The sequence below is a fragment of the Microvirga lenta genome (assembly GCF_020532555.1).
Classification (GTDB): domain Bacteria; phylum Pseudomonadota; class Alphaproteobacteria; order Rhizobiales; family Beijerinckiaceae; genus Microvirga; species Microvirga lenta.
Genome location: NZ_JAJBBR010000009.1, coordinates 186,485 through 205,625 on the forward strand (window position 1 = coordinate 186,485; position 19,141 = coordinate 205,625).

The 19,141-nt window shown below is 65.0% G+C and carries 20 protein-coding genes, 1 tRNA gene and 1 riboswitch; of the genes, 13 read left to right on the forward strand and 8 right to left on the reverse strand.

The genetic code is table 11. The features are described 5' to 3' along the window. Nucleotides 1-3 precede the first annotated feature (3 nt). Nucleotides 4-208: riboswitch (cobalamin riboswitch) on the forward strand. 114 nt (nucleotides 209-322) lie between these two features. Both LGR44_RS15645 and LGR44_RS15650 read left to right on the forward strand, forming a co-directional pair. Continuing rightward, on the forward strand, nucleotides 323-3,199 hold the full coding sequence (locus LGR44_RS15645) for a ribonucleoside-diphosphate reductase subunit alpha (protein WP_226741644.1): 2,877 nt from the start codon (nucleotides 323-325) through the stop codon (nucleotides 3,197-3,199). Between the two features lie 26 nt (nucleotides 3,200-3,225). Next, nucleotides 3,226-4,350, forward strand: a complete 1,125-nt coding sequence (locus LGR44_RS15650; protein ID WP_226741645.1) for a ribonucleotide-diphosphate reductase subunit beta — start codon at nucleotides 3,226-3,228, stop codon at nucleotides 4,348-4,350. Nucleotides 4,351-4,422: 72 nt separating this feature from the next. Here the strand turns inward: LGR44_RS15650 and LGR44_RS15655 are convergent, their stop codons facing one another. Further along, the gene (locus LGR44_RS15655) at nucleotides 4,423-4,566 is read right to left on the reverse strand and encodes a hypothetical protein (RefSeq protein ID WP_226741646.1); all 144 of its coding nucleotides are present in this window, start codon (nucleotides 4,564-4,566) and stop codon (nucleotides 4,423-4,425) included. A gap of 196 nt (nucleotides 4,567-4,762) precedes the next feature. Between LGR44_RS15655 and LGR44_RS15660 the strand changes: the two genes are divergently transcribed. After that, entirely contained in the window at nucleotides 4,763-5,047 is a 285-nt protein-coding gene (locus LGR44_RS15660) for a hypothetical protein (protein WP_226741647.1), read from the forward strand. Between the two features lie 38 nt (nucleotides 5,048-5,085). Here the strand turns inward: LGR44_RS15660 and LGR44_RS15665 are convergent, their stop codons facing one another. Then, entirely contained in the window at nucleotides 5,086-5,274 is a 189-nt protein-coding gene (locus LGR44_RS15665) for a hypothetical protein (protein ID WP_226741648.1), read from the reverse strand. Between the two features lie 235 nt (nucleotides 5,275-5,509). On the opposite strand from LGR44_RS15665, the gene LGR44_RS15670 reads away from it, so the two are divergent. Next, complete coding sequence (locus LGR44_RS15670) at nucleotides 5,510-5,734, forward strand: NepR family anti-sigma factor (protein WP_226741649.1); 225 nt, start codon at nucleotides 5,510-5,512, stop codon at nucleotides 5,732-5,734. Further along, a complete protein-coding gene (locus LGR44_RS15675; protein ID WP_226741650.1) occupies nucleotides 5,724-6,122 on the forward strand; it encodes a response regulator in 399 nt (132 codons plus the stop codon). Before LGR44_RS15670 ends, LGR44_RS15675 begins: the two co-directional genes overlap by 11 nt. An 83-nt stretch (nucleotides 6,123-6,205) precedes the next feature. Here the strand turns inward: LGR44_RS15675 and LGR44_RS15680 are convergent, their stop codons facing one another. Further along, a complete protein-coding gene (locus tag LGR44_RS15680; RefSeq protein WP_226741651.1) occupies nucleotides 6,206-8,476 on the reverse strand; it encodes a putative bifunctional diguanylate cyclase/phosphodiesterase in 2,271 nt (756 codons plus the stop codon). Between the two features lie 694 nt (nucleotides 8,477-9,170). Between LGR44_RS15680 and LGR44_RS15685 the strand changes: the two genes are divergently transcribed. The 6 genes from LGR44_RS15685 (at nucleotide 9,171) to LGR44_RS15710 (ending at nucleotide 13,166) form a co-directional block, all read left to right on the forward strand. Further along, the gene (locus tag LGR44_RS15685) at nucleotides 9,171-10,133 is read left to right on the forward strand and encodes a sensor histidine kinase (protein WP_226741652.1); all 963 of its coding nucleotides are present in this window, start codon (nucleotides 9,171-9,173) and stop codon (nucleotides 10,131-10,133) included. Nucleotides 10,134-10,430: 297 nt separating this feature from the next. After that, on the forward strand, nucleotides 10,431-10,853 hold the full coding sequence (locus LGR44_RS15690; protein ID WP_226741653.1) for a hypothetical protein: 423 nt from the start codon (nucleotides 10,431-10,433) through the stop codon (nucleotides 10,851-10,853). 97 nt (nucleotides 10,854-10,950) lie between these two features. After that, the gene (locus LGR44_RS15695) at nucleotides 10,951-11,178 is read left to right on the forward strand and encodes a DUF6894 family protein (protein WP_226741654.1); all 228 of its coding nucleotides are present in this window, start codon (nucleotides 10,951-10,953) and stop codon (nucleotides 11,176-11,178) included. Between the two features lie 161 nt (nucleotides 11,179-11,339). Next, the gene (locus tag LGR44_RS15700) at nucleotides 11,340-11,744 is read left to right on the forward strand and encodes a response regulator transcription factor (RefSeq protein WP_226741655.1); all 405 of its coding nucleotides are present in this window, start codon (nucleotides 11,340-11,342) and stop codon (nucleotides 11,742-11,744) included. 132 nt (nucleotides 11,745-11,876) lie between these two features. Beyond that, entirely contained in the window at nucleotides 11,877-12,131 is a 255-nt protein-coding gene (locus LGR44_RS15705) for a DUF6894 family protein (RefSeq protein WP_226741656.1), read from the forward strand. 108 nt (nucleotides 12,132-12,239) lie between these two features. Next, on the forward strand, nucleotides 12,240-13,166 hold the full coding sequence (locus LGR44_RS15710) for a sensor histidine kinase (RefSeq protein ID WP_226741657.1): 927 nt from the start codon (nucleotides 12,240-12,242) through the stop codon (nucleotides 13,164-13,166). 1,098 nt (nucleotides 13,167-14,264) lie between these two features. Here the strand turns inward: LGR44_RS15710 and LGR44_RS15715 are convergent. The 3 genes from LGR44_RS15715 to LGR44_RS15725 form a co-directional block, all read right to left on the reverse strand. Next, a tRNA-Leu gene (locus LGR44_RS15715) sits at nucleotides 14,265-14,350 on the reverse strand. A 52-nt stretch (nucleotides 14,351-14,402) separates the two neighbouring features. Beyond that, complete coding sequence (locus LGR44_RS15720) at nucleotides 14,403-15,590, reverse strand: FAD-dependent oxidoreductase (RefSeq protein WP_226741658.1); 1,188 nt, start codon at nucleotides 15,588-15,590, stop codon at nucleotides 14,403-14,405. A gap of 1 nt (nucleotide 15,591) precedes the next feature. Next, complete coding sequence (locus tag LGR44_RS15725) at nucleotides 15,592-15,855, reverse strand: zinc-finger domain-containing protein (protein ID WP_226741659.1); 264 nt, start codon at nucleotides 15,853-15,855, stop codon at nucleotides 15,592-15,594. A 232-nt stretch (nucleotides 15,856-16,087) separates the two neighbouring features. Here LGR44_RS15725 and LGR44_RS15730 point away from each other — a divergent pair, with 232 nt between their 5' ends. Together LGR44_RS15730 and LGR44_RS15735 are read left to right on the forward strand one after the other, a co-directional pair. Further along, on the forward strand, nucleotides 16,088-16,852 hold the full coding sequence (locus LGR44_RS15730) for an alpha/beta fold hydrolase (protein WP_226741660.1): 765 nt from the start codon (nucleotides 16,088-16,090) through the stop codon (nucleotides 16,850-16,852). A 171-nt stretch (nucleotides 16,853-17,023) separates the two neighbouring features. Next, nucleotides 17,024-17,515 carry a class I SAM-dependent methyltransferase gene (locus LGR44_RS15735; protein ID WP_226741661.1) on the forward strand — a complete coding sequence of 164 codons (492 nt, stop codon included), beginning with the start codon at nucleotides 17,024-17,026 and terminating at the stop codon, nucleotides 17,513-17,515. Between the two features lie 57 nt (nucleotides 17,516-17,572). Here LGR44_RS15735 and LGR44_RS15740 read toward each other — a convergent pair whose 3' ends face one another. Together LGR44_RS15740 and LGR44_RS15745 are read right to left on the reverse strand one after the other, a co-directional pair. After that, entirely contained in the window at nucleotides 17,573-18,049 is a 477-nt protein-coding gene (locus LGR44_RS15740) for a PRC-barrel domain-containing protein (protein ID WP_226741662.1), read from the reverse strand. A gap of 281 nt (nucleotides 18,050-18,330) precedes the next feature. Beyond that, the gene (locus LGR44_RS15745) at nucleotides 18,331-19,131 is read right to left on the reverse strand and encodes an enoyl-CoA hydratase (protein ID WP_226741663.1); all 801 of its coding nucleotides are present in this window, start codon (nucleotides 19,129-19,131) and stop codon (nucleotides 18,331-18,333) included. Nucleotides 19,132-19,141: the final 10 nt, after the last annotated feature.

Genomic DNA, 19,141 nt, shown 5'->3' on the forward strand with positions numbered 1-19,141 from the left:
CCACCATATGTAGCTGTCGAATGTCTTCGGATTCGCTATCCGAAGCGAAGAGGGAAATCGGTGCGCCGTCAGGCAAGGCCGATGCTGCCCCCGCAACTGTAAGCGGCGAGCCTTCGTCGAACACGCCACTGGTGATCAAGGTCACTGGGAAGGCTGGCGAAGGCGATGATCCGCGAGCCAGGAGACCTGCATTCGACAGTCGATCACGTTCCTCGGGCGGGGTGCCCCGTTGGATCGCTCACCTGTCGTGGCGGGTTTCGTCCGCCGTTCCTCAGGCCTGCGCGTTCCTCGGCCCAAGCCCCCAACAACATGGGGTTTGCCGATGTCTCTTCTTCATTCCGAAACCGTCGCCGGGTCGCCGCTGCCCGTCACATCGGCCGCCCATGCGGCTGTGAGCGCCGAGCCCGGCTACCGGGTCATCCGCCGCAACGGCGCCGTGACGCCATTCGATCCGTCCAAGATCGCCGTCGCCCTGACCAAGGCGTTCCTGGCCGTCGAAGGCAGTTCCGCCGCCGCGTCCCGGCGCATCCACGAGATCGTGGAGGGGCTGACCCGGCAGATCGTCGACGCCCTCGTCCGCCGGGGCGATCACGGTCGTGCCTTCCACATCGAGGAGGTCCAGGACCAGGTGGAACTGGCCCTCATGCGCGGCGAGCACCACAAGGTCGCCCGCGCCTATGTGCTCTACCGGGAAGAACGGGCGAAGGCCCGCGCCACGGAGGTGCAGGCCGCGCCGTCCGTGCAGACGAGCCTGCGCGTCAAGACCGAGGACGGGCAGCTCGTCCCCCTCGACGCCGCGCGCCTGACCCGCGTGGTGGAGGAGGCCTGCGCCGGCCTCGCCGACGTGTCGGCAGAGCGCATCCTGGCGGAGACCCAGCGCAATCTCTATGACGGCATCGCCATCGACGAACTCGCCCTGGCGCCGATCCTCGCGGCGCGCACCCTGATCGAGACCGAGCCCAATTACAGCCAGGTGAGCGCGCGCCTCCTCCTCGACATGCTGCGCCGGGAGGCCCTGAGCTTCGTCCATGGCCGCGCCGAGCAGGCCCGGCAGACCGAGATGGGCGAGCGCTACGGCGAGTATTTCGCGGCCTTCGTCAGCAAGGGCATCGAGGTCCAGCTGCTCGATCCCGAGCTGGCGCGCTTCGACCTCGCGCGTCTCGGCGCGGCCCTGAAGCCGGAGCGGGACTTGAACTTCCAGTTCCTGGGGCTGCAGACCCTCTACGACCGCTATTTCCTGCAGACGAAGGGGATCCGCTTCGAGCTGCCGCAGGCTTTCTTCATGCGCGTCGCCATGGGGCTGGCGCTTCGCGAGATCGACCGGGAGGCGAGGGCGATCGAGTTCTACGACCTGCTCTCGACATTCGACTTCATGTGCTCCACGCCGACCCTGTTCAATTCCGGCACGCTGCGTCCGCAGCTTTCGTCCTGCTTCCTGACGAGCGTGCCCGACGATCTCGACGGCATCTTCAAGTCGGTCAAGGACAACGCGCTGCTCGCCAAGTATTCCGGCGGCCTCGGCAACGACTGGACCCGCGTGCGGGGCCTGGGCGCCCACATCAAGGGCACCAACGGCGAGTCGCAAGGCGTGGTGCCGTTCCTGAAGGTGGCGAACGACACCGCGATTGCGGTGAACCAGGGCGGTAAGCGAAAGGGTGCGGTCTGCGCCTATCTGGAAACCTGGCACATCGACATCGAGGAGTTCCTCGACCTTCGCAAGAACACCGGCGACGACCGTCGCCGCACCCACGACATGAACACGGCCAACTGGGTGCCGGACCTGTTCATGCAGCGGGTGGAGGCCAACGGCGAATGGACCCTGTTCTCGCCGGACGAGGCGCCGGATCTGCACGATCTCTACGGCCCCGCTTTCGCGGCGGCCTACGAGGCCTACGAGGCGAAGGCCGAGCGCGGCGAGATCAAGGTGTTCAAGCGCCTGCGCGCGGCCGATCTCTGGCGACGCATGCTGACCATGCTGTTCGAGACCGGGCATCCCTGGATCACATTCAAGGACCCGTGCAACATCCGCTCGCCCCAGGGCCATGCGGGCGTCGTCCACTCGTCCAACCTCTGCACGGAAATCACCCTCAACACCTCCGACGACGAGGTGGCCGTGTGCAATCTCGGCTCCGTCAACCTCGCCAATCATCTCGGCGAGAACGGCCTCGACCTGCCGCGGCTGGAGCGCACGGTCCGCACCGCGGTGCGGATGCTCGACAACGTGATCGACATCAACTTCTACACGATCCCCGAGGCGCGCCGCTCCAACCTGCGCCACCGGCCGGTGGGCCTGGGCCTCATGGGCTTCCAGGATGCGCTCCAGCATCTGCGCATCGCCATCGCGTCCAACGAGGCGGTGCGCTTCGCCGATACAAGCATGGAGGCGATCAGCTATTACGCGATCTCGGCCTCGTCCGATCTCGCTGCCGAGCGCGGGCGCTATCCCACCTTCGACGGCTCGCTCTGGAGCAGGGGGATTCTCCCCATCGACTCGGTGGAGCTCCTCGCCGAGGCCCGGGACGGGCTCGATCTCGACCGCTCCTCGACCCTCGACTGGAGCGCCCTGCGCGAACGGGTGCGCAGCGTGGGAATGCGCAACTCCAACGTCATGGCCATCGCGCCGACCGCGACGATCTCCAACATCTGCGGCGTGGCGCAATCCATCGAGCCCGCCTACCGGAACCTCTACGTGAAGGCGAACATGTCCGGCGACTTCACGGTGGTGAACCCGGCCCTCGTGCGCGACCTCAAGGCGCGCGGGCTGTGGGACGAGGTCATGATCAGCGACCTCAAGTATTTCGACGGCAGCCTGGGGAACATCGACCGGGTTCCGGACGACCTGAAGGCACTCTATGCCACGGCCTTCGAGATCGACTCGTCCTGGCTGATCGAGGCGGCGGCGCGGCGCCAGAAATGGATCGACCAGGCGCAGTCGCTCAACCTCTACATCGCCAATCCGAGCGGCCGGAAGCTCGACGCGCTCTACCGGCTGGCCTGGAAGCGCGGCCTCAAGACCACCTATTACCTGCGCTCCATGGGCGCGACGCATGTGGAGAAATCCACCCTCAAGGGCACGGACGGAAAGCTCAACGCGGTCTCGGTCGCGCCGCTCGCATCCGCACCCCGGCCGATCGAGGTTCCGGCTGCCGCGCCGATGGCCTGCTCCATCGACGATCCCACCTGCGAAGCCTGCCAGTAACTCCCGCGTATCGAAGGACGACAACAATGCTCGATTGGTCCGAACCAACCTCCGGCCGCACCTCGCCGATCCTGACCGGCCGGAACCTCACGCCCGCCGATGCCACCGGCCTCGGAGAAATCGACCGCGGCGGCGGGCGCGTGAGCGTCGACGACAAGGCGATGATCAACTGCCGCGCCGACGTGAACCAGCTCCTGCCCTTCAAGTACCGCTGGGCGTGGGAGAAATATCTCGCCGGCTGCAACAATCACTGGATGCCGACCGAGGTGTCCATGCAGGCGGATATCGCCCTGTGGAAGTCGCGGGACGGGCTCACCGAGGACGAGCGGCGGGCGGTGAAGCGCAATCTCGGCTTCTTCGCGGCGTCCGAATCCCTCGTCGCCAACAACATCGTGCTGGCGATCTACCGCCACCTCACCAACCCGGAATGCCGGCAATACCTGCTGCGGCAGGCCTTCGAGGAGGCGGTGCACACGCACACCTTCCAGTACATCGTGGAAAGCCTCGGCCTCGACGAAGGCGAGCTCTTCAACATGTACCGGGAGGTGCCTTCGATCACCGACAAGGCGGCCTGGGCGCTCAACTACACGCAGAGCCTCGCGGATCCGTCGTTCCAGACCGGCACGCCGGAGGCCGACCGCGCCTTCGTGCGCGATCTCATCGCCTTCTACGTGGTGTTCGAGGGAATGTGGTTCTACACGGGCTTCGCGCAGATCCTGTCGCTCGGCCGGCGCAACAAGATGGTCGGCATCGCCGAGCAGTACCAGTACATCCTGCGCGACGAATCCATCCACCTCAACTTCGGCATCGACGTGATCAACCAGATCAAGGCGGAGAACCCGCATGTCTGGACGAGCGCCTTCCAGGAGGAGGTGCGCACCATGCTGCGCGAGGCGGCCGAGCTCGAGGCGGCCTACGGGCGGGACACCATGCCCCGCGGCTTCCTGGGGCTCAACGCGGCCTCGTGCGAGCAGTACATGCACTTCATCGCCAACCGCCGCTGCGCGCAGCTCGGGCTCGCGCCCGTCTTCCCGGAAACGGAGAACCCGTTCCCGTGGATGTCCGAGGCGATGGACCTCAAGAAGGAGAAGAACTTCTTCGAGACCCGGGTGATCGAATACCAGAACGGCGGCGCGCTGAGCTGGGACTAGGACGAGCCGAGCCGTCGGGGCCGGGCTCGAAACCCGGCCTCCGGCGGCTGCGGCGCCGAACGGGGAAACGCGTCACTCGATCAGCGTCAGGACCACGGATGCGACGTTCATGGCGGCCAGAGTGCCGATCAGGGCGGGGATGAAGGGAAAACGGCACCGGTTCAGGTCGGTGCTCTCCGAAATATCCGGAACGCGATGAAAGCGAAGAGGACTCATTGTTCGTTCCTCCAGACAGGATCACTAAAAGAATGGGGGGAGATTGGACCCGCCGAGCCGTTCGCGAGGTGCCAAATCGCACCTGACGATCAGGGGAGACGGCCTCATTTCAGCCGTTCACGGGCCGTTCAATCGTCGGGACCGATTTTCCAGGAGCCCGGCAGGGCGGTCCGTCCGGATCGAGGAGAAGAACTTCATGATGTCTCGTTGCGTTCGCGTCGTTCCCATCGCTCTTGTCCTGACAGCCGGCGCCCTCGGCGGGTGCACCGCCACCGCCGATGTGTCCTATGGCGAGTATCAGTTCGGCCCCGGCTACGAAGCCGAGCGGGTCTACGAGCGCCGTGTCTATGCGGACACGGACAGGGGCTTCGGAAGCGAGGAGTGCCGAGGCGTGGCGCGGCGGGGCGTCGATCCGTACGGGAATATGGTCGTCACGGATACGCAGGTCTGCGACGAGGCGGCCCCCGATCCCGTGTTCTGACGTTCCGGTCCGGGATTTCCGCCTGCGAGGGAAGGCGTTCAGTGCCGGGTCGCCTGCTTGTCCATCTGAAGCAGCTGTCCTTCGATGGCCCTCATCCGCGTCATCAGCCGGTCGAGCTGCGCGAGATAGGCCTTCTCGTCCTGTGCCGCCTGCTCGACGAGGTCGGCTGACTTGCTGTGCTGGATGCGGTGCATGGCATCGGCCAACTGACGGTCCAGGAGCGACATGCGCTGCTCCAGGTTTCGAAGTTCCTGACGAAGTTGCTGCTCCTTGAACACCGCTGAAAGTCCGTGAAAACCCCGTTGCCGACAAGCTGGAGTTTAACTGAAAGTTCCGGCAACTCCCACATGAAAAACCAATTTATCTGCGGCCAAGCTGAAACTCAGCTCCTGGGGTCCCGTTCAATAACGACACATTTGTAACGACGTGGGCCGTTTGAGGTCTCGCGACTGGGACCTTCCGATGACTGTCAGAAGCCATAACGGCTCAGAGCCGGACAGCGAGCGCATTGCAGTTCTCGACATCACCGACCCGGTGCTTTCCGGCATGATCGGGTCGCGCCTGCGCGCCATGTATGACGATCTTCTCAACGAACCGGTTCCCGAGCGCCTTCTCGAAGTGCTGCAGCGCTGTGACCGGTCCAGCAATCCCCCACCGGAAAGAGGAGAGTTGCGGAATGGGACGTAGTATCAAACCCGCACGCGTTGCGTTGATCGTCGAGGACGACGTCGAGGTTCGCGAACTGGCGGCCGCCCTTCTCGAGGAGACCGATCTTCAGGTCACCGAAGCGTCCAGCGCCGAGGAGGCCCTGGATTATCTGCGCCACCATGCGGAAGACGTCGCATTCCTGTTCGCCGATGTCCGCCTGCCTTGCCTGATGAACGGCGTGGACCTGGCGCGCACGGTGCGCCTGAAATGGCCCTGGGTCAGGACGGTTCTCACCTCCGGGCAGCCTCTGGCGGACACGTCCGAGGACATGCCCCGCGATGTCCGCTTCATGCCGAAGCCCTGGAGGGCCCTGGAGGTTCTCATGGAGGCCGAGCGGGCCGCGCAGGCCGGCAGCAGGCTTTCGTAGGCAGAAAGATAGATCGGGTCAGCGGCGCAGGGCGGGCCTCCGGCCTCTCCCTGTTGCCTTTGACGGCCGCTTCATCCGGCCGGTCACGTCCTCGCGGATGGACGGGCGCGCATGTCGCTCGCCATCAGGCCCGCGATCCTGTCCTCCGGCAGGGCCTTGGCGAACAGGTGGCCCTGCAGCTCCATGCATCCCGTGGTTTCCAGGAACCGCCTCTGGTCCTCCGTCTCCACGCCCTCGGCCGTCACGGTCAGGCCGATCGTCTGGCCGAGGGTCGTAATGGCCTTGATGATGGCGGCCGAGTCCGCGTCGGCGGTGTGGCCCAGATGCTGCACGAAGGAACGGTCGATCTTGATCTTGTCGACCTCGTAGCGGCGCAGATAGCTCAGGCTCGAATGCCCACTTCCGAAATCGTCGAGCGCGATCCGAAAGCCGGAGCTGCGCAGCTTCCGGAGCGCATCGCGGGTCAGCTTGTCCCCCAGCAGCACGTTTTCGGTCACTTCCAGCTCGATCTTCCGCGGGTCGGCCCCGCACTCGCGGACGATCTTCACGATGCGTTCCGCAAATCCGTTGGAGCGGAACTGGGCGGGGGACAGGTTGATGGCGATGAACAGGTTGGGCCAGCGCTTGGAGGTCGCGCAGACGTGCCGCAGCACCATGTCCCCCAGAGGGACGATCAGCCCCGTATCCTCCGCGATGGGCAGGAACTGATCCGGCGCGATCAGCCCCCGCGTCGGGTGCTGCCACCGGATCAGCGCCTCGAGACCGATCACCGGCCGGCCGGCGGCAGCCACCTGGGGCTGATAATGGACCTTCAGGGAATCGCCGGTCTCCAGCGCCTCGCGCAGTTCCTCCTCGATCGTGGCACGCCGCTTCACGTCCTCGTCCATGCAGAGTTCGAAATAGCGATGGCAGCCCCGCCCGTCGTTCTTGGCATGATAAAGCGCGATGTCGGCTTTCCGGAGCAGGTCGATGCGGTCGACGCCCTCGTCCGGCATCATGACGATTCCGATGCTGACGCCCACGAAGGCCTGGCTGCCGAGCAGGTCGAAGGGCTGATGGACCGCATCGAAGATGCGTGAGCACAGGACCTCGACATCGGTTCTGCCGCCGATGTCGAACAGGAGGATGGCGAACTCGTCGCCGCCGAGGCGGGCCACCGTGTCGTGGGTGCGGACCAAACCGGACAACCTGCCGGCGAGCTCGCGAATGAGGTTGTCGCCGGCCTGATGCCCGAGGGTGTCGTTGACGTTCTTGAAGCGGTCGAGATCGAGCATCAGGAGAGCGGATTTCTCGCCGCCGGCGCTGCGGGACAGGGCCCGGTCGAGGCGATCGTCGAACAGGGCCCGGTTGGGCAGCCCGGTCAGCACATCGTGGAAGGCGAGGTGCTGGGCATGGGCCTCGCTCGCGCGAAGCTCGACCACCGTGGATTCCAGCCGCGCCATGGAGGAACGCAGCGAGCGGACGAGCCAGCCCATCACGACGATCATGAGGGCGCAGACGAGCGCGGTGCTGGGCCCGATCACCTTCAGGATCTTCGAGCCGGGCAATTCCGGCTTCCAGATGAAGTACCCGATGGTATCGCCGTAGTCGGATTTGAGCGGAACGGAGACCTCGCCGGGCCGGGGCAGGTTGGAGGACGAAAAGTGCAGGCCCTCGATCAGGTTGCGTTCGGCCAGCTGCTTGGGAAACGTGTCGTCGAGAAAGCGGACGCTGACGAGGAGAGGCTCGGTGCCGGGTTCCTGCGGAATGTCATCCGATTCCCTCACGATCTTCATCACGCTCACGGCGGCGGGGCGCCCGAGCAGCTGAATCACGTGAGCGTCGTGGACCGCTTTGCCCGTCGTGAGATAGGAGCTGCCCGCTCGCTCGTGACCGTGCCCTCCATGCTCATCCGCGGTTTGGCGAATGTCGCGGATAAAGCTGTTCAGGCTGGGGCGAATGAGACCGAACTCGCTGACGGGAACGCGCTCCCCGCCGATCATCGCGTCGACCGGCTCATTCCGCTCGTTCAGGATATAGACCTGATCCTGGCCGAAGGTGCGATGCAGCCAGATGCCCATATTGGCATCCAGCCAGTCGAAATCGAGCTGCGGTTCGCGAAGCTTCTCCACCGCATCGTCCCAGACCGCCACCATCTCCTGCTGTTGCGCCAGCTCGCTGACGACGGCCTGAATGCTGCGCTCCGTCGTGCGGATCTGCCGCTCGACGGAAACGTCGTTGCTCTGGCGCACGGCCCAGAACAGGGAGAAGGCGGCCAGAACGATTGCAACCAGCGTGACGAGGCCGACCGGCAGTAGAATCCTTGTGGGAGAACGCCACCCGGGACGGGTGGTCGAATAAACCTGGCGTAACACTGGAGCCCCGCAGCAATTAGTGTTTTCCCTGTTCTACCGGCAGAGAATTAACAATTGTTGTTTTGCTTGGATCTTCATAGGTCTTCTTGGCTTCCGCCTAGTTTTGAGAAGGGTGGCCGCAGGGGAATGTCCCGGGTCCTGTTCCTCCAGAGCTGTTGCCGTGGGCTCCTCCCGCCGCGACAACACCTTGGTGATGCGGGTTTTTCCGGTCCGCCCATAAGCCTTGGGACAGCAGCTCCGACGTTGGCATCGCCGGGGCAAGTAATCGCAAGAAGCGCTCGTCATCATTTGAGGGATAGACTTGGCTCGAAAGGCGGAGCCTCAACTTAGCCGTACCGGCGAAGGAACGAACCCCGACCCTGGCCGTTGGGCTCAGGTGTTCACTGTTGGAGACTATCGTCATGAACAACATCATCTGGATTATCGGAGCCATTGTCGTCGTCCTTGCGATCCTTTCGTTCCTCGGATTGAGGTAACGGTCCGGACAAGCAGGCAGGAGCCTGGTTCCGGTAGAGATCCTCACGGCGACAGGTCACCGTCTCGGAAGGGGCGGTGTCCCCCGTCTCACGGCGGCCCGCCGAGGGCTCGGGTGACCACGGACCTGCCTTGAAATCGGCACCGCTCGGAAGCGTCGGGGTAGCGTCTGGAGCGGATGCGTTCCTGTTTTTCCACCTCGCCTCCCACGGATCGAGTGATGGAAAACCTCCTCCGTATTTTGCCGTCCAGTCCTCCATCGACGCTGATGCGGTACGGACTGACCACGGTCATCGTCCTCGTCTTCTTCCTGATCCGTCTCGGCCTCCCGTTGGGCGGCGGATATCCGTTCCTGATCTTCTTCCCGGCCGTCTTTCTTTCGTCGATCCTGTTCGACCGCGGCTCCGGCTTCCTGGCGACCTTCCTCACCACGGTCCTGGCGGTCTACTTCTTCATCGAGCCGCGCTACACCCTCGTTCCGCCGGTCGAGCAGGTTCCTCCCCTCGTTCTCTACGTGCTCATCAGCTGCGGCATCGCCGTGCTCAGCGAAGCCTTGCGCCGGGCGCTCGAACGGGCACAGAGGGCCGAGCGCGAGAAGGATCTCCTGTTCCAGGAGCTGGCGCACCGGACCAAGAACAACCTGCAGATCATCGCCTCCGTGCTGGCCCTCCAGGCCCGGAGCGTCGAGGATCCCGAGGTCAAGCGGATCTTCGACGCCGCCGTCACCCGCGTCAGGGTCATCGCCAATGCCCATTCCCAGCTTCAGCCGAGCGGCGACAGATCCATGGTGGACATGCGGTCCTATCTCGGCGATCTCTGCCGGGATCTCGGCGACAGCCTGCGCGATGTCAGGCCCGTGGCCGTGAGGGTCGAGGCCGATCCCATTGAGCTGAGCACCGAAACCGCCGTGCCGATCGGCCTCATCGTGAACGAGCTCGTCACGAACGCCTTCAAGTATGCATTCCCGGACAGTCAGGATGGGGTGGTCATCGTCACCTTCCGCCGAAGCGAACCCGGCACCATCATGCTCGTGGTGGAGGATAACGGCGTCGGGTGCCCCCTAGAGGTCAAGGAAGGGCTCGGTTCCCGCCTTGTCCGGCTGCTGGTCCAGCAGGTCGGCGGCACCATTGCTCGCGAGGCGGGAAATCCCGGCTGCCGGGTTGTGGCATCGATCTCCGTCTGATCGCCGGAGATGGTGCTTGTCGGGAGGAGCGGGTCGCGTGGGGGAGAGGTATCCGACCTATGGACGAATATGTAATTTTATAATATAGGAGATGAAATGGCGCCTGCCGGAAAGTGGTTTGTTTCCTGAGAACCTTGTCCTCCTACGTTGCAGCGCAATAATCCCTTTTGCATAACGGGAATGTGATTGAGCTACCTCTTTCGTTTATTTCGCGACTGAGCTTGGCTGTTTTAACGTTTCTATCAGGCTTTGGTATTAAAGTTTCATCTTGGTTGCGTGGACTTGTCAGGGGGGACAATGACGGAAGAAGAAGTTGAAGCCGTTGCCGAGGAGCTCGCGAAGATCGGCGGCGTGTCCTGGTATCCGGGCCGCACCCCTGGCCCACTCCTGAGGGTTGTGAGCGAGCGCTACAAGGATCGGGCACGGGTCGCCATCGCCGCCTTGGAGCGGATCCGGGCCAGCAAGGCAGAGGCCGTGCCGTCGCAAGGCCCGGCCGCGGGACCTGCGGCCTTGGGTGCGGACGAAGATCCGGGGGACCGGCTCCGGGTCGGGGCCATCGTCGTCTACCGGCCGCCATCGGAGAAGAGAGCCATCCCCTGCCGCGTGGAGAGGATCGAGGACGGGCGTGCCTATCTCGTGCCGTGCCAGCGCCCCGATGTGGGCTGGGTCTCCATCGACGGGCTGGTGCCGCTTCAGGGAGAGGACGCTTTCAAGGAATAACGTCCCGGGCATTACCAAGCTTTAATCTTACGCGCCTTTACTTGCTGAAGGGGGATGGCTAGCAACGAGTCGAGGCTGTCTGTGTTGTGGGTTCCAGATGCGGTGCTTCTTTCACCTTGTAAGCGATTTCGACGCTATCCTGGACGACACCGGCATTGAGGTTCCCGATCTCGAGACGGCGAAGTTCGAAGCGATGAAGGCCATCCGGGAGCTGCGCCAGGAGCTGGTGGGAGCATCCGAGGAATGGCGCGGCTGGCGGCTCGACATCGTCTGCCCTCAGGGAACCCTCCTTTATTCGTTCGATCTCAATACGCCGCCCCACTAGGGCACGCAGGATGCGCGAGCCGCTCGGCCGGAGCGAAATCCGGGCCATCCTTGGCCCACAGGGCCGCCGCTGCGACAATAAGGAGCCCGTGCCGAGGTAGATGGTTCACATCTGAACGAGTAAGACGACACTCCCTGTCTCACCGATCCCCGTCAATGCCCATGAATCCGGTTGCACCTCTGGACTCCCAGGCTTCTGCAGGCCGTCAGCACCCCGTCGCCCTCATCGTCGAGGACGAGATGCTGGTCCGCATGGTTCTCGTCGATACGCTGATGGACGACGGTTTCGAGGTGATCGAGGCCACCAGCGCGGACGAGGCGCTGCTCGCGCTCAACCGCCGGGACGATGTGGATCTGGTCATCAGCGACGTGGAGATGCCGGGCTCGATCAACGGCTTCACGCTCGCCCGGCGCGTCGCCGAGGAGCGTCCGAACATCGGCATCATCATCGTGTCGGGGCGTGCCAGTCCGCAACAGGGCGACCTTCCCGAAGGCGCGAACTTCATCGCCAAGCCCTTCTATCCCGACACCGTCCTCACGACCGCGAATGCGATGATCGGGCGCTAGATCCCTCACAATCCGAGAGTGGCCGCCATCTGTGGCCCTGGACGTGAGAGCCGGTCCCGATGCCCCGACGGCATCGCTGCGGAGGGCGTCCGCTGCGGCTCCCTCCAGATCAAGAAGCTAAAAGGTAGATAGATGCCCCGTTACTATTTCCGTCTCTGGCGCGGGTTCAAATGCGAGGAGGACCCCGAGGGAATGGAGCTGAGCGACGTCCATGCCGCGCAGGCGGAGGCGTCGCGGGTCATCCAGGAGCTGCTGCAGGATTGGAGCGACGGCGATCCCGAACCCCTCGACAGGATGTCCTTCGAGATCGTCGACGAGAAGGGGCGGACGCTCCTGACGGTGCCGTTCGCCCGCCGGCAAGGGGCCAAGATGCCGAGTGAAGCGTAGGGCTGCCATGCGCAGGGCGGCTTCCAGGAGCGATCGAAGGATGATCGCGGCCGCAACACCTCCGGTGCCCTGGACAAAGCGCTGTTTTGCTGTGACTGATGGGCGGCCATGACAATCCTGCTGCCCTTGGGAATTGATGGGAATTCCCGACTGATCGATCTCGCACAGCTTACTGTCGAGAATGCCGCCGATTCCATCTTCGTGATGGACGTGGAAGGGCGTACGGTTTTCGCCAATCCGGCCGCGGAACGCACCTTCGGCTGGTCGAGAGAGGAACTCGTCGGCAAAATTCTTCACGACGTCGTGCACCACCACTATCCCGATGGGCGGCCCTTTCCCATGATGGAATGTCCTCTCGGACAGGTGTTCCAGGCCCAAAGGCGGCTGGAGAAGCACGAGGACGTGTTCTTCCACCGCGATGGCACGCCGATCCATGTGGCCTGTTCCAACGCGCCCGTGATGCGGAACGGCGAGATGGTGGGCGCCGTGCTGATCGCGGTGGACATTACGGAGCGCAAGCGCGGCGAGGAGCGTCAGCGGCTGCTGACGAACGAGCTGAACCATCGTGTGAAGAACACCCTGGCGACCGTGCAGGCCATCGTGTCCCAGACCTTGCGCAGCTCTCCGTCCAAGGACGATGCCCAGATCGCCGTCGAGCAACGCCTGAAGGCGCTCGCACGCGCTCACGACGTGCTCACCCGCGAACATTGGCAAGGCGCAGGTCTTCATGACATCGTGGCCCTCGCCATCGCCATGGCCCTCCAGGAACTCGCGACGAACGCGACGAAATACGGCGCTCTTTCCAGCGCGGAGGGCGAGGTGCACCTGACCTGGTCCGTGACCGAAACATCGGGGGCGCCACGTCTCCAGCTCCAGTGGGAGGAGAGGGGCGGCCCGCCCGTGAGCCCGCCGCTCACCCGCGGCTTCGGCACCCGCCTGATCGAGCGAAGCCTCGCCCATGATCTCGATGGAAGTGCCGATATCGACTTCGCCCCGACCGGCGTCGTCTGCCGGTTCGAGGCTCCGCTGGGCTAGCAAGCGGTTTCAAGACCGGTGAGGCCGCAACAGGTTGTCCGGGCTGGCCCCTGGCTGGCAATCGCCCAGGATGCCTGCCCTCGCGCGAGCCTCATTGACCTGGAGGCACATGGGCTCGGCGCTTGCCGATATCGCCCCGTTTGCGACGGTCGTTCTTGGGCTGCTCGTTACCACCCGGCGGATTGGGTCCCTCGCTCTTTTGGGGAAGGGCGCGGTCGGGTGGATTGCTGCCGGGCCCGTGCTTGGTTTGGCCTGTTCGGCTTTCAGAGCCGTCGCTCCGGTCCTTGGGCATCATGGCACCTACCCGTTTCCCTGGTTGGCCGCATGGAACAACCGGACCCAGGGGTGGTGGTTCCGAAGGTTCGGACGAACCTCAAGGGCGAGGGTTGGACCGTTCAGCGGTGAGCCGCGGAAGCTCGTCGGTCATCCATGCGACCATCTCATGGTTCGTCTTCAGATGGTTCGGCATGGGGATGAACGCGCCGCCCGAGTCATAGACCGAAGGCCGGTCCCCGGTGCCTGTGACCGGATCAAGCGCCGTAGGCATGACCCTTCGAGGCGTCGGGAACCTATGGCGGGTCCACATGAAGCGAAGCCCGAAGGCTCCGGTAAGAACCGCAAGGGGCAGCAGGAGAAGGAGTTCGAAGTCTATGACCACGGTCAGGGTCCTCTCGAAAGCCGTCTGGCCTCAGGTCACCCCAGGATCATGGCCTCTGTGAGGAATTGCGGGCAGGGCGGCGCGTCCGCCGCCGCCCGAACTGTAACACCTTTGCAGCCAAGGTTTGCTTAAGGTTAAGACCTTGCCCCTTAGGCTCGGGCCTCAAATGCAAAGGAGCCTTGATGATGCGGACCCTCAAACTCTCGCTTGCCCTGCTGGTGTCGGCGTTCGTTCTGGCGCCGTTCCTGATCGTGTCGGCCTATGCGGCGACAGTCCTGGCCTCGGCCTTCCTGCTCTCGTAGGACCGCAGCCTGCCAGGAATCGTTCGGCGGCCGAGCCGTTGGAGGTTCGGGCTTCCATCCGCCGCGAAGGATGAACCCTCAAGGGAGAGCCTTGCAGCGTAAGGAAGCTACCGGCCTGCAAGAAAGATCCATCGTGAATGGTGCGGACGACGGGGGTCGAACCCGTACGGGCAAAGCCCGAGGGATTTTAAGTCCCTTGCGTCTACCAGTTTCGCCACGTCCGCTTCACGAGGACGGTTACCGGGCCGGGGCGCGAAGCGCAAGCCTGACGGGAGATCAGGCCGGGGGCCGGTAGCCGTAGAGCCAGGAATAGCGCTCGGTCATTCCCTGCGGGCCGAGCCGGCGCATGACGAGGTTGCGCCCGAACGCAATCGGACCGCGCGCATGATAGACGCGCCCGTTCTGCCGGGCGGCCTTCTGGACCCGCTGCGCGCGCTCCAGACGATCCGCCTCGTAGCGGGCCAGGGCCTGCGGCGGCGATTCGGGCGTCTGGTCCAGGCGGGCCGCGAGGGCGGCCGCGTCCTCGATGGCGAGCGCGGCGCCCTGCGCGAGGAAGGGCAGAACCGGGTGGCCGGCATCGCCCAGGAGGGCGATGCGTCCTGCCGCGAGGCGCTGCACCGGATGGTCGAAGAGCGACCAGCGCAGCCACTGATCGGGCTGCGCCAGGAGTTGCCGCAGGGCAGGGGCCGCCGAGGCGTAGCCGGCCAGCAGGTCCCGGCCGTCGCCGGGATCGGCCCAGCCCTCGACAGGGTCGGCGGTCCTTTGGATCGCCACCACGTTGATCAGCTTTCCGCCTGCGATGGGGTAGTGCACCACGTGGCTGCGCGGGCCGAGCCAGAGGCCGGTCTCATCGCCGGCCAGCGCGGCGGGCGCCTTGGCCCGTTCGAGGGTCGTACGCCAGGCGACGTAGCCCCGGAAGGTTGGGGGCTTTCCGTCGCCGAGCGCGCGGCGCACCTTCGACCAGATTCCGTCGGCTCCGACCACGAGGTCGAAGGCGCCGGTCTCGCGGGCGCCCTTCGCCGTCACCGTCGTGAGGGTGGGGCGGCCCGCATCCTCGCGCACGTCCTCGACCATGCGGCCCATGACCAGGCGGATGGACGGCAGCGAACGCACCGCGTCGAGAAGGATCGTCTGCAGGTCGGCCCGGTGCGCCACCCAGTAAGGGGCGCCGAAGCGCTCGCGCATGAAGGGGCCGAGGGCGACCTGCCCGATCTCGCGGCCGCTTTTGACGTCGCGCACCACCACGCGCTGCGGCTCCGTCACGACCCGCCGCAGGGCGGGGCCGAGGCCGAGATCGACCAGGACGCGGCTGGCATTGGGAGAGAGCTGAAGGCCCGCGCCGACCTCGCTGAAGCCGGGCCGCCGCTCGATCAGGGTGACGGCATGGCCTTGACGGGCGAGCACCAGGGCCGCGGTCAGGCCGCCGATTCCGGCGCCGACGACAGCAATCGAAAGTCCCGACACCTCAGCGCGAGGCGGGATCGGTGGCGAAGTCCGGCTCCCAGACGCATTCCGCCGGGCGGGCCTCGTCGGCCTTCAGCGATGCGTCGTATTTGAACAGGGTCGAGCAATAGGAGCAGATGGTCTCGCTGTCATAGCCCATGTCGATGAAGACATGCGGATGATCGAACGGGGGCAGGGCGCCGATGCACATGAACTCCTTCGAGCCCACATGAATGACGGGAACGCCCGGCTGATTGTGGAAATGCGGAGTGCCTTTGTCGGCCATGGTCGTCGCTCGCGAGCTATGGAATTTGCGCGCACCATAATGTCCGATGCGCCATGCGCCTAGAGCTAATTCGCGCGATGCAGCGCCGCTTCGGCGGGGATTCGTCGGCAAAACAAGGACATGGGCCGGGATCCCCGGCAGGGCGTCCGGCCGGTTGCGATTGCTTCCGGACCCAAGGGTGGCTTAGGGTGCGCCGAACTCCAACCCTCCGTTTTCCATCCATTCCGGTCCAATGCGCTTCTTCAACTCCAACGGCGTCAGCATCGCCTATATCGATGTCATGCCGGACGAGGGTCATGGCGACCCGATCCTCCTCATCCACGGCTTCGCGTCGAACCACGCGGTGAACTGGGTCAACACCCTCTGGGTGAAGACGCTGACCAAGGCCGGATACCGCGTCGTCGCCTTCGACAACAGGGGGCACGGGGAGAGCGAGAAAATCTACGATCCCGCCGCGTACAACTCCTTCGTCATGGCGGAGGATGCCCGGCGCCTTCTCGACCATCTCGGGATCGAGAAGGCCGACGTGATGGGCTATTCCATGGGCGCGCGGATCACCGCCCACATGGCCCTTGCCGCGCCCGAGCGGATGCGCTCCGCGCTTCTGGGCGGATTGGGCATTCATCTGGTCGACGGCGTCGGCCTGCCCCTCGGCATCGCCGATGCGATGGAGGTGCCGTCCCTCGACGACCTGACGGATCCGATGCAGCGCATGTTCCGCGCCTTCGCCGAGCAGACGAGGAGCGACCTCAAGGCCCTCGCCGCCTGCATCCGCGGAACCCGGCAGTCGCTCACCGAGGACCAGGTCGCCTCGATCACGCTCCCGACGCTGGTTTCCGTCGGCACGAAGGACGATGTTGCCGGTTCCGGCCATGAGCTCGTGAAGCTGATGCCGAATGCGACCGCCCTCGACATTCCCGGGCGGGACCACAATCTTGCCGTCGGCGACCGGACGCACAAGCAGGGCGTGTTGGAGTTCCTGTCCCGCCGGCCGTGAGTGCGCCGTGACGAAAAGGCGAGGCGGCGGAAGCGCTTGCGGCCCGGCCCTGCCGTCCGGGATCAGGCCGCAGGGGAACGGGCCAGTCCCGATGCGCCGTTTCAAGGCCGGGCGCCAACCCGTTGATTTGGCTCTTCATCCGTCCGGATCAGGTTGCTTCAGGAGAATCGTATGACCCGTCTCGACAGCGCCATCAGGAGATTGACGGCACAACGCGATCTGCTGGACTGGGCCAGCCGGGAGATTGCTCCCGCAGGGCTGGTTCTGGAGGTCGGCCTCGGCAACGGCAGGACCTACGATCACCTGCGCTCCCGGCTTCCGGGGCGCGAGATCTACGTTTTCGAGCGTTCGCCCGCTGCCCATCCCGACTGCATGCCTCCGGAAGAAAAGCTCATCGTCGGCGACGTGTTCGAGACGCTGCCGTCGTTCACGCAGCGCTTCGGGGAGGGGGTGGCCGCGTTGATCCATATCGATATCGGGACCGGCGACGAGACGCGGAACCGCGAGGTCGCGAGGCGCCTGTCTCCGCTCCTCGAATCGCTGCTGCAGCCGGGAGGGCTTCTCCTCGGCGACAGGGCCTTCGACCTGCCGAGCTGCACCGACATCTCGTCCGAGATCGGCGTGGCGCAGGGGCGCTACTTCGTCTATCGCCGGGATGCCTAGGGCAAAGGAAAAGGGCCGCTTCGGCGCGGCCCTTCCCGGGAGTGGGGCAGAGACGACTTACTCGTTCACCTCGCCGATGGCGGGCTCGTTCCCGATGGCGCCCGTGGCGACCGGCTCGTCCTCGTACAGGGAGACCCGAGCCCCGTAATCGTCGTCCAGCGCCGTGTAGCCGGCCATGCCGTCCTGCCATTCCGGCAGGGCCTCCAGCTCGGCCTCGGTGACGCCGGGCAGGACGAGGGCATTGTCACGCCAGTACATGCGGCTCAGATCGACCATCCGCTTCTCCTCGCCGATGTCGAGGAAGCCGCCGAATTCCATCACGGCGAAGAGGTTCCCGTTCGGACCGCGAACCACATCCTCGATCTCGCCGAGTTCCTCGCCTTCGATGCTCACCACCTCGGTATCCTCGAGCTCGATCACGTCGATATCCCGGAAGCCGGCCGGATCGGCGGCGGTAGCGACGGGATTCGAGACCTGAGCCACGGCCGGTCCTGCCAGAAGGGCAAGTACAGCAACGCTCGTCAGAAGACGCATTCTCTCCTCCTATGCTCGATTCGATCGGCACGGCGGTAACCGCGCGCAGACCGTTTCCATATGGGGACTAATGGTCGTCCCGAGCGGTCGTTCCCGAGACGATCCGAGGATCGTCGGCGTGGGAGTCGAGTTGTCAGTACGGTAAGCGACAATGCAAAAGTCGCCTTCCCTGTGAAACAGTGGAAACTGTACTCCATGACAGGGCGTGAGCTCGGGATGAGTATTTCGAAGCACGCGAAAAGATCATTCTCGTCTCTCCGCAATGCTTCGCCTGCGGTCCGTCACCGCCCCTTGAACACGGGCGCGCGCTTCTCCAGAAAGGCGTTCCGGCCTTCCGCCGCATCCGCGCTGTCGAAACAGAGATCGGCGAGCGCCACCGGATCCGTGTCCGGCGCGGCGATGCCCACGGAGCGGTCGATCGCCGCCTTCGCGGCCCTGATGGTCAGCGGTGCGTTCTCCGCGATCTGCCGGACCAGGGACAGGGTGGCGGTTTCGAGATCCGCATCCGGCACGACCCGTTGGACGACGCCCAGACGCTCGGCCTCGGCGGCGCCGATCCGGCGCGCGGTATAGAACAGGTCCCGCGCGGCCGGGGCTCCGACGGCCGCGGTGACGATCCTCATCGCGCCCGGCGGGTATGCGATGCCGAGCCGCGCGGCCGGAATGCCGAAGACCGCATTGTCCGCCGCGATGCGCAGGTCGCAGGAGAGGGCGAGGCCGAAGCCGCCTCCCAGGCAGAAGCTGCGGATCATGGCGATGACGGGTTTCGAGCATCGCGCCACGGCCCAGAAGGCGGCCTCGTTCTCGGCCTCGTAGAGGCGCCCGCCTTCGGCGTCGGCCCTTAAGGTGGCGAACTCCCCGATATCCGCGCCGGACGCGAAGGCGTGTGCCCCCGCGCCGCGCAGGATGACCGCCCGGACCCGCTCGTCCTGGTCGAGCGCGCTGAAGATCGGCGGCAGGGCCTTCCACATCTCGAGGTCGAAGGCGTTGTGCTTGGAGGGGTTGTCGACGGCGACCGTCGCGACGGAATCGTCCAGGGAAACCGCGAGCTTGGGCGTGGGCGACGAAAAAAAGACACTCATGGGGCGTGTG

Excerpts from the sequence above, each read along its gene's own strand:
- LGR44_RS15645 (WP_226741644.1), top strand. The coding sequence starts at position 323 with ATGTCTCTTCTTCATTCCGAAACCGTCGCCGGGTCGCCGCTGCCCGTC.
- LGR44_RS15650 (WP_226741645.1), top strand. The coding sequence starts at position 3,226 with ATGCTCGATTGGTCCGAACCAACCTCCGGCCGCACCTCGCCGATCCTG.
- LGR44_RS15655 (WP_226741646.1), bottom strand. The coding sequence starts at position 4,566 with ATGAGTCCTCTTCGCTTTCATCGCGTTCCGGATATTTCGGAGAGCACC.
- LGR44_RS15660 (WP_226741647.1), top strand. The coding sequence starts at position 4,763 with ATGATGTCTCGTTGCGTTCGCGTCGTTCCCATCGCTCTTGTCCTGACA.
- LGR44_RS15665 (WP_226741648.1), bottom strand. The coding sequence starts at position 5,274 with ATGTCGCTCCTGGACCGTCAGTTGGCCGATGCCATGCACCGCATCCAG.
- LGR44_RS15670 (WP_226741649.1), top strand. The coding sequence starts at position 5,510 with ATGACTGTCAGAAGCCATAACGGCTCAGAGCCGGACAGCGAGCGCATT.
- LGR44_RS15675 (WP_226741650.1), top strand. The coding sequence starts at position 5,724 with ATGGGACGTAGTATCAAACCCGCACGCGTTGCGTTGATCGTCGAGGAC.
- LGR44_RS15685 (WP_226741652.1), top strand. The coding sequence starts at position 9,171 with ATGGAAAACCTCCTCCGTATTTTGCCGTCCAGTCCTCCATCGACGCTG.
- LGR44_RS15690 (WP_226741653.1), top strand. The coding sequence starts at position 10,431 with ATGACGGAAGAAGAAGTTGAAGCCGTTGCCGAGGAGCTCGCGAAGATC.
- LGR44_RS15695 (WP_226741654.1), top strand. The coding sequence starts at position 10,951 with ATGCGGTGCTTCTTTCACCTTGTAAGCGATTTCGACGCTATCCTGGAC.
- LGR44_RS15700 (WP_226741655.1), top strand. The coding sequence starts at position 11,340 with ATGAATCCGGTTGCACCTCTGGACTCCCAGGCTTCTGCAGGCCGTCAG.
- LGR44_RS15705 (WP_226741656.1), top strand. The coding sequence starts at position 11,877 with ATGCCCCGTTACTATTTCCGTCTCTGGCGCGGGTTCAAATGCGAGGAG.
- LGR44_RS15710 (WP_226741657.1), top strand. The coding sequence starts at position 12,240 with ATGACAATCCTGCTGCCCTTGGGAATTGATGGGAATTCCCGACTGATC.
- LGR44_RS15725 (WP_226741659.1), bottom strand. The coding sequence starts at position 15,855 with ATGGCCGACAAAGGCACTCCGCATTTCCACAATCAGCCGGGCGTTCCC.
- LGR44_RS15730 (WP_226741660.1), top strand. The coding sequence starts at position 16,088 with ATGCGCTTCTTCAACTCCAACGGCGTCAGCATCGCCTATATCGATGTC.
- LGR44_RS15735 (WP_226741661.1), top strand. The coding sequence starts at position 17,024 with ATGACCCGTCTCGACAGCGCCATCAGGAGATTGACGGCACAACGCGAT.
- LGR44_RS15740 (WP_226741662.1), bottom strand. The coding sequence starts at position 18,049 with ATGCGTCTTCTGACGAGCGTTGCTGTACTTGCCCTTCTGGCAGGACCG.
- LGR44_RS15745 (WP_226741663.1), bottom strand. The coding sequence starts at position 19,131 with ATGAGTGTCTTTTTTTCGTCGCCCACGCCCAAGCTCGCGGTTTCCCTG.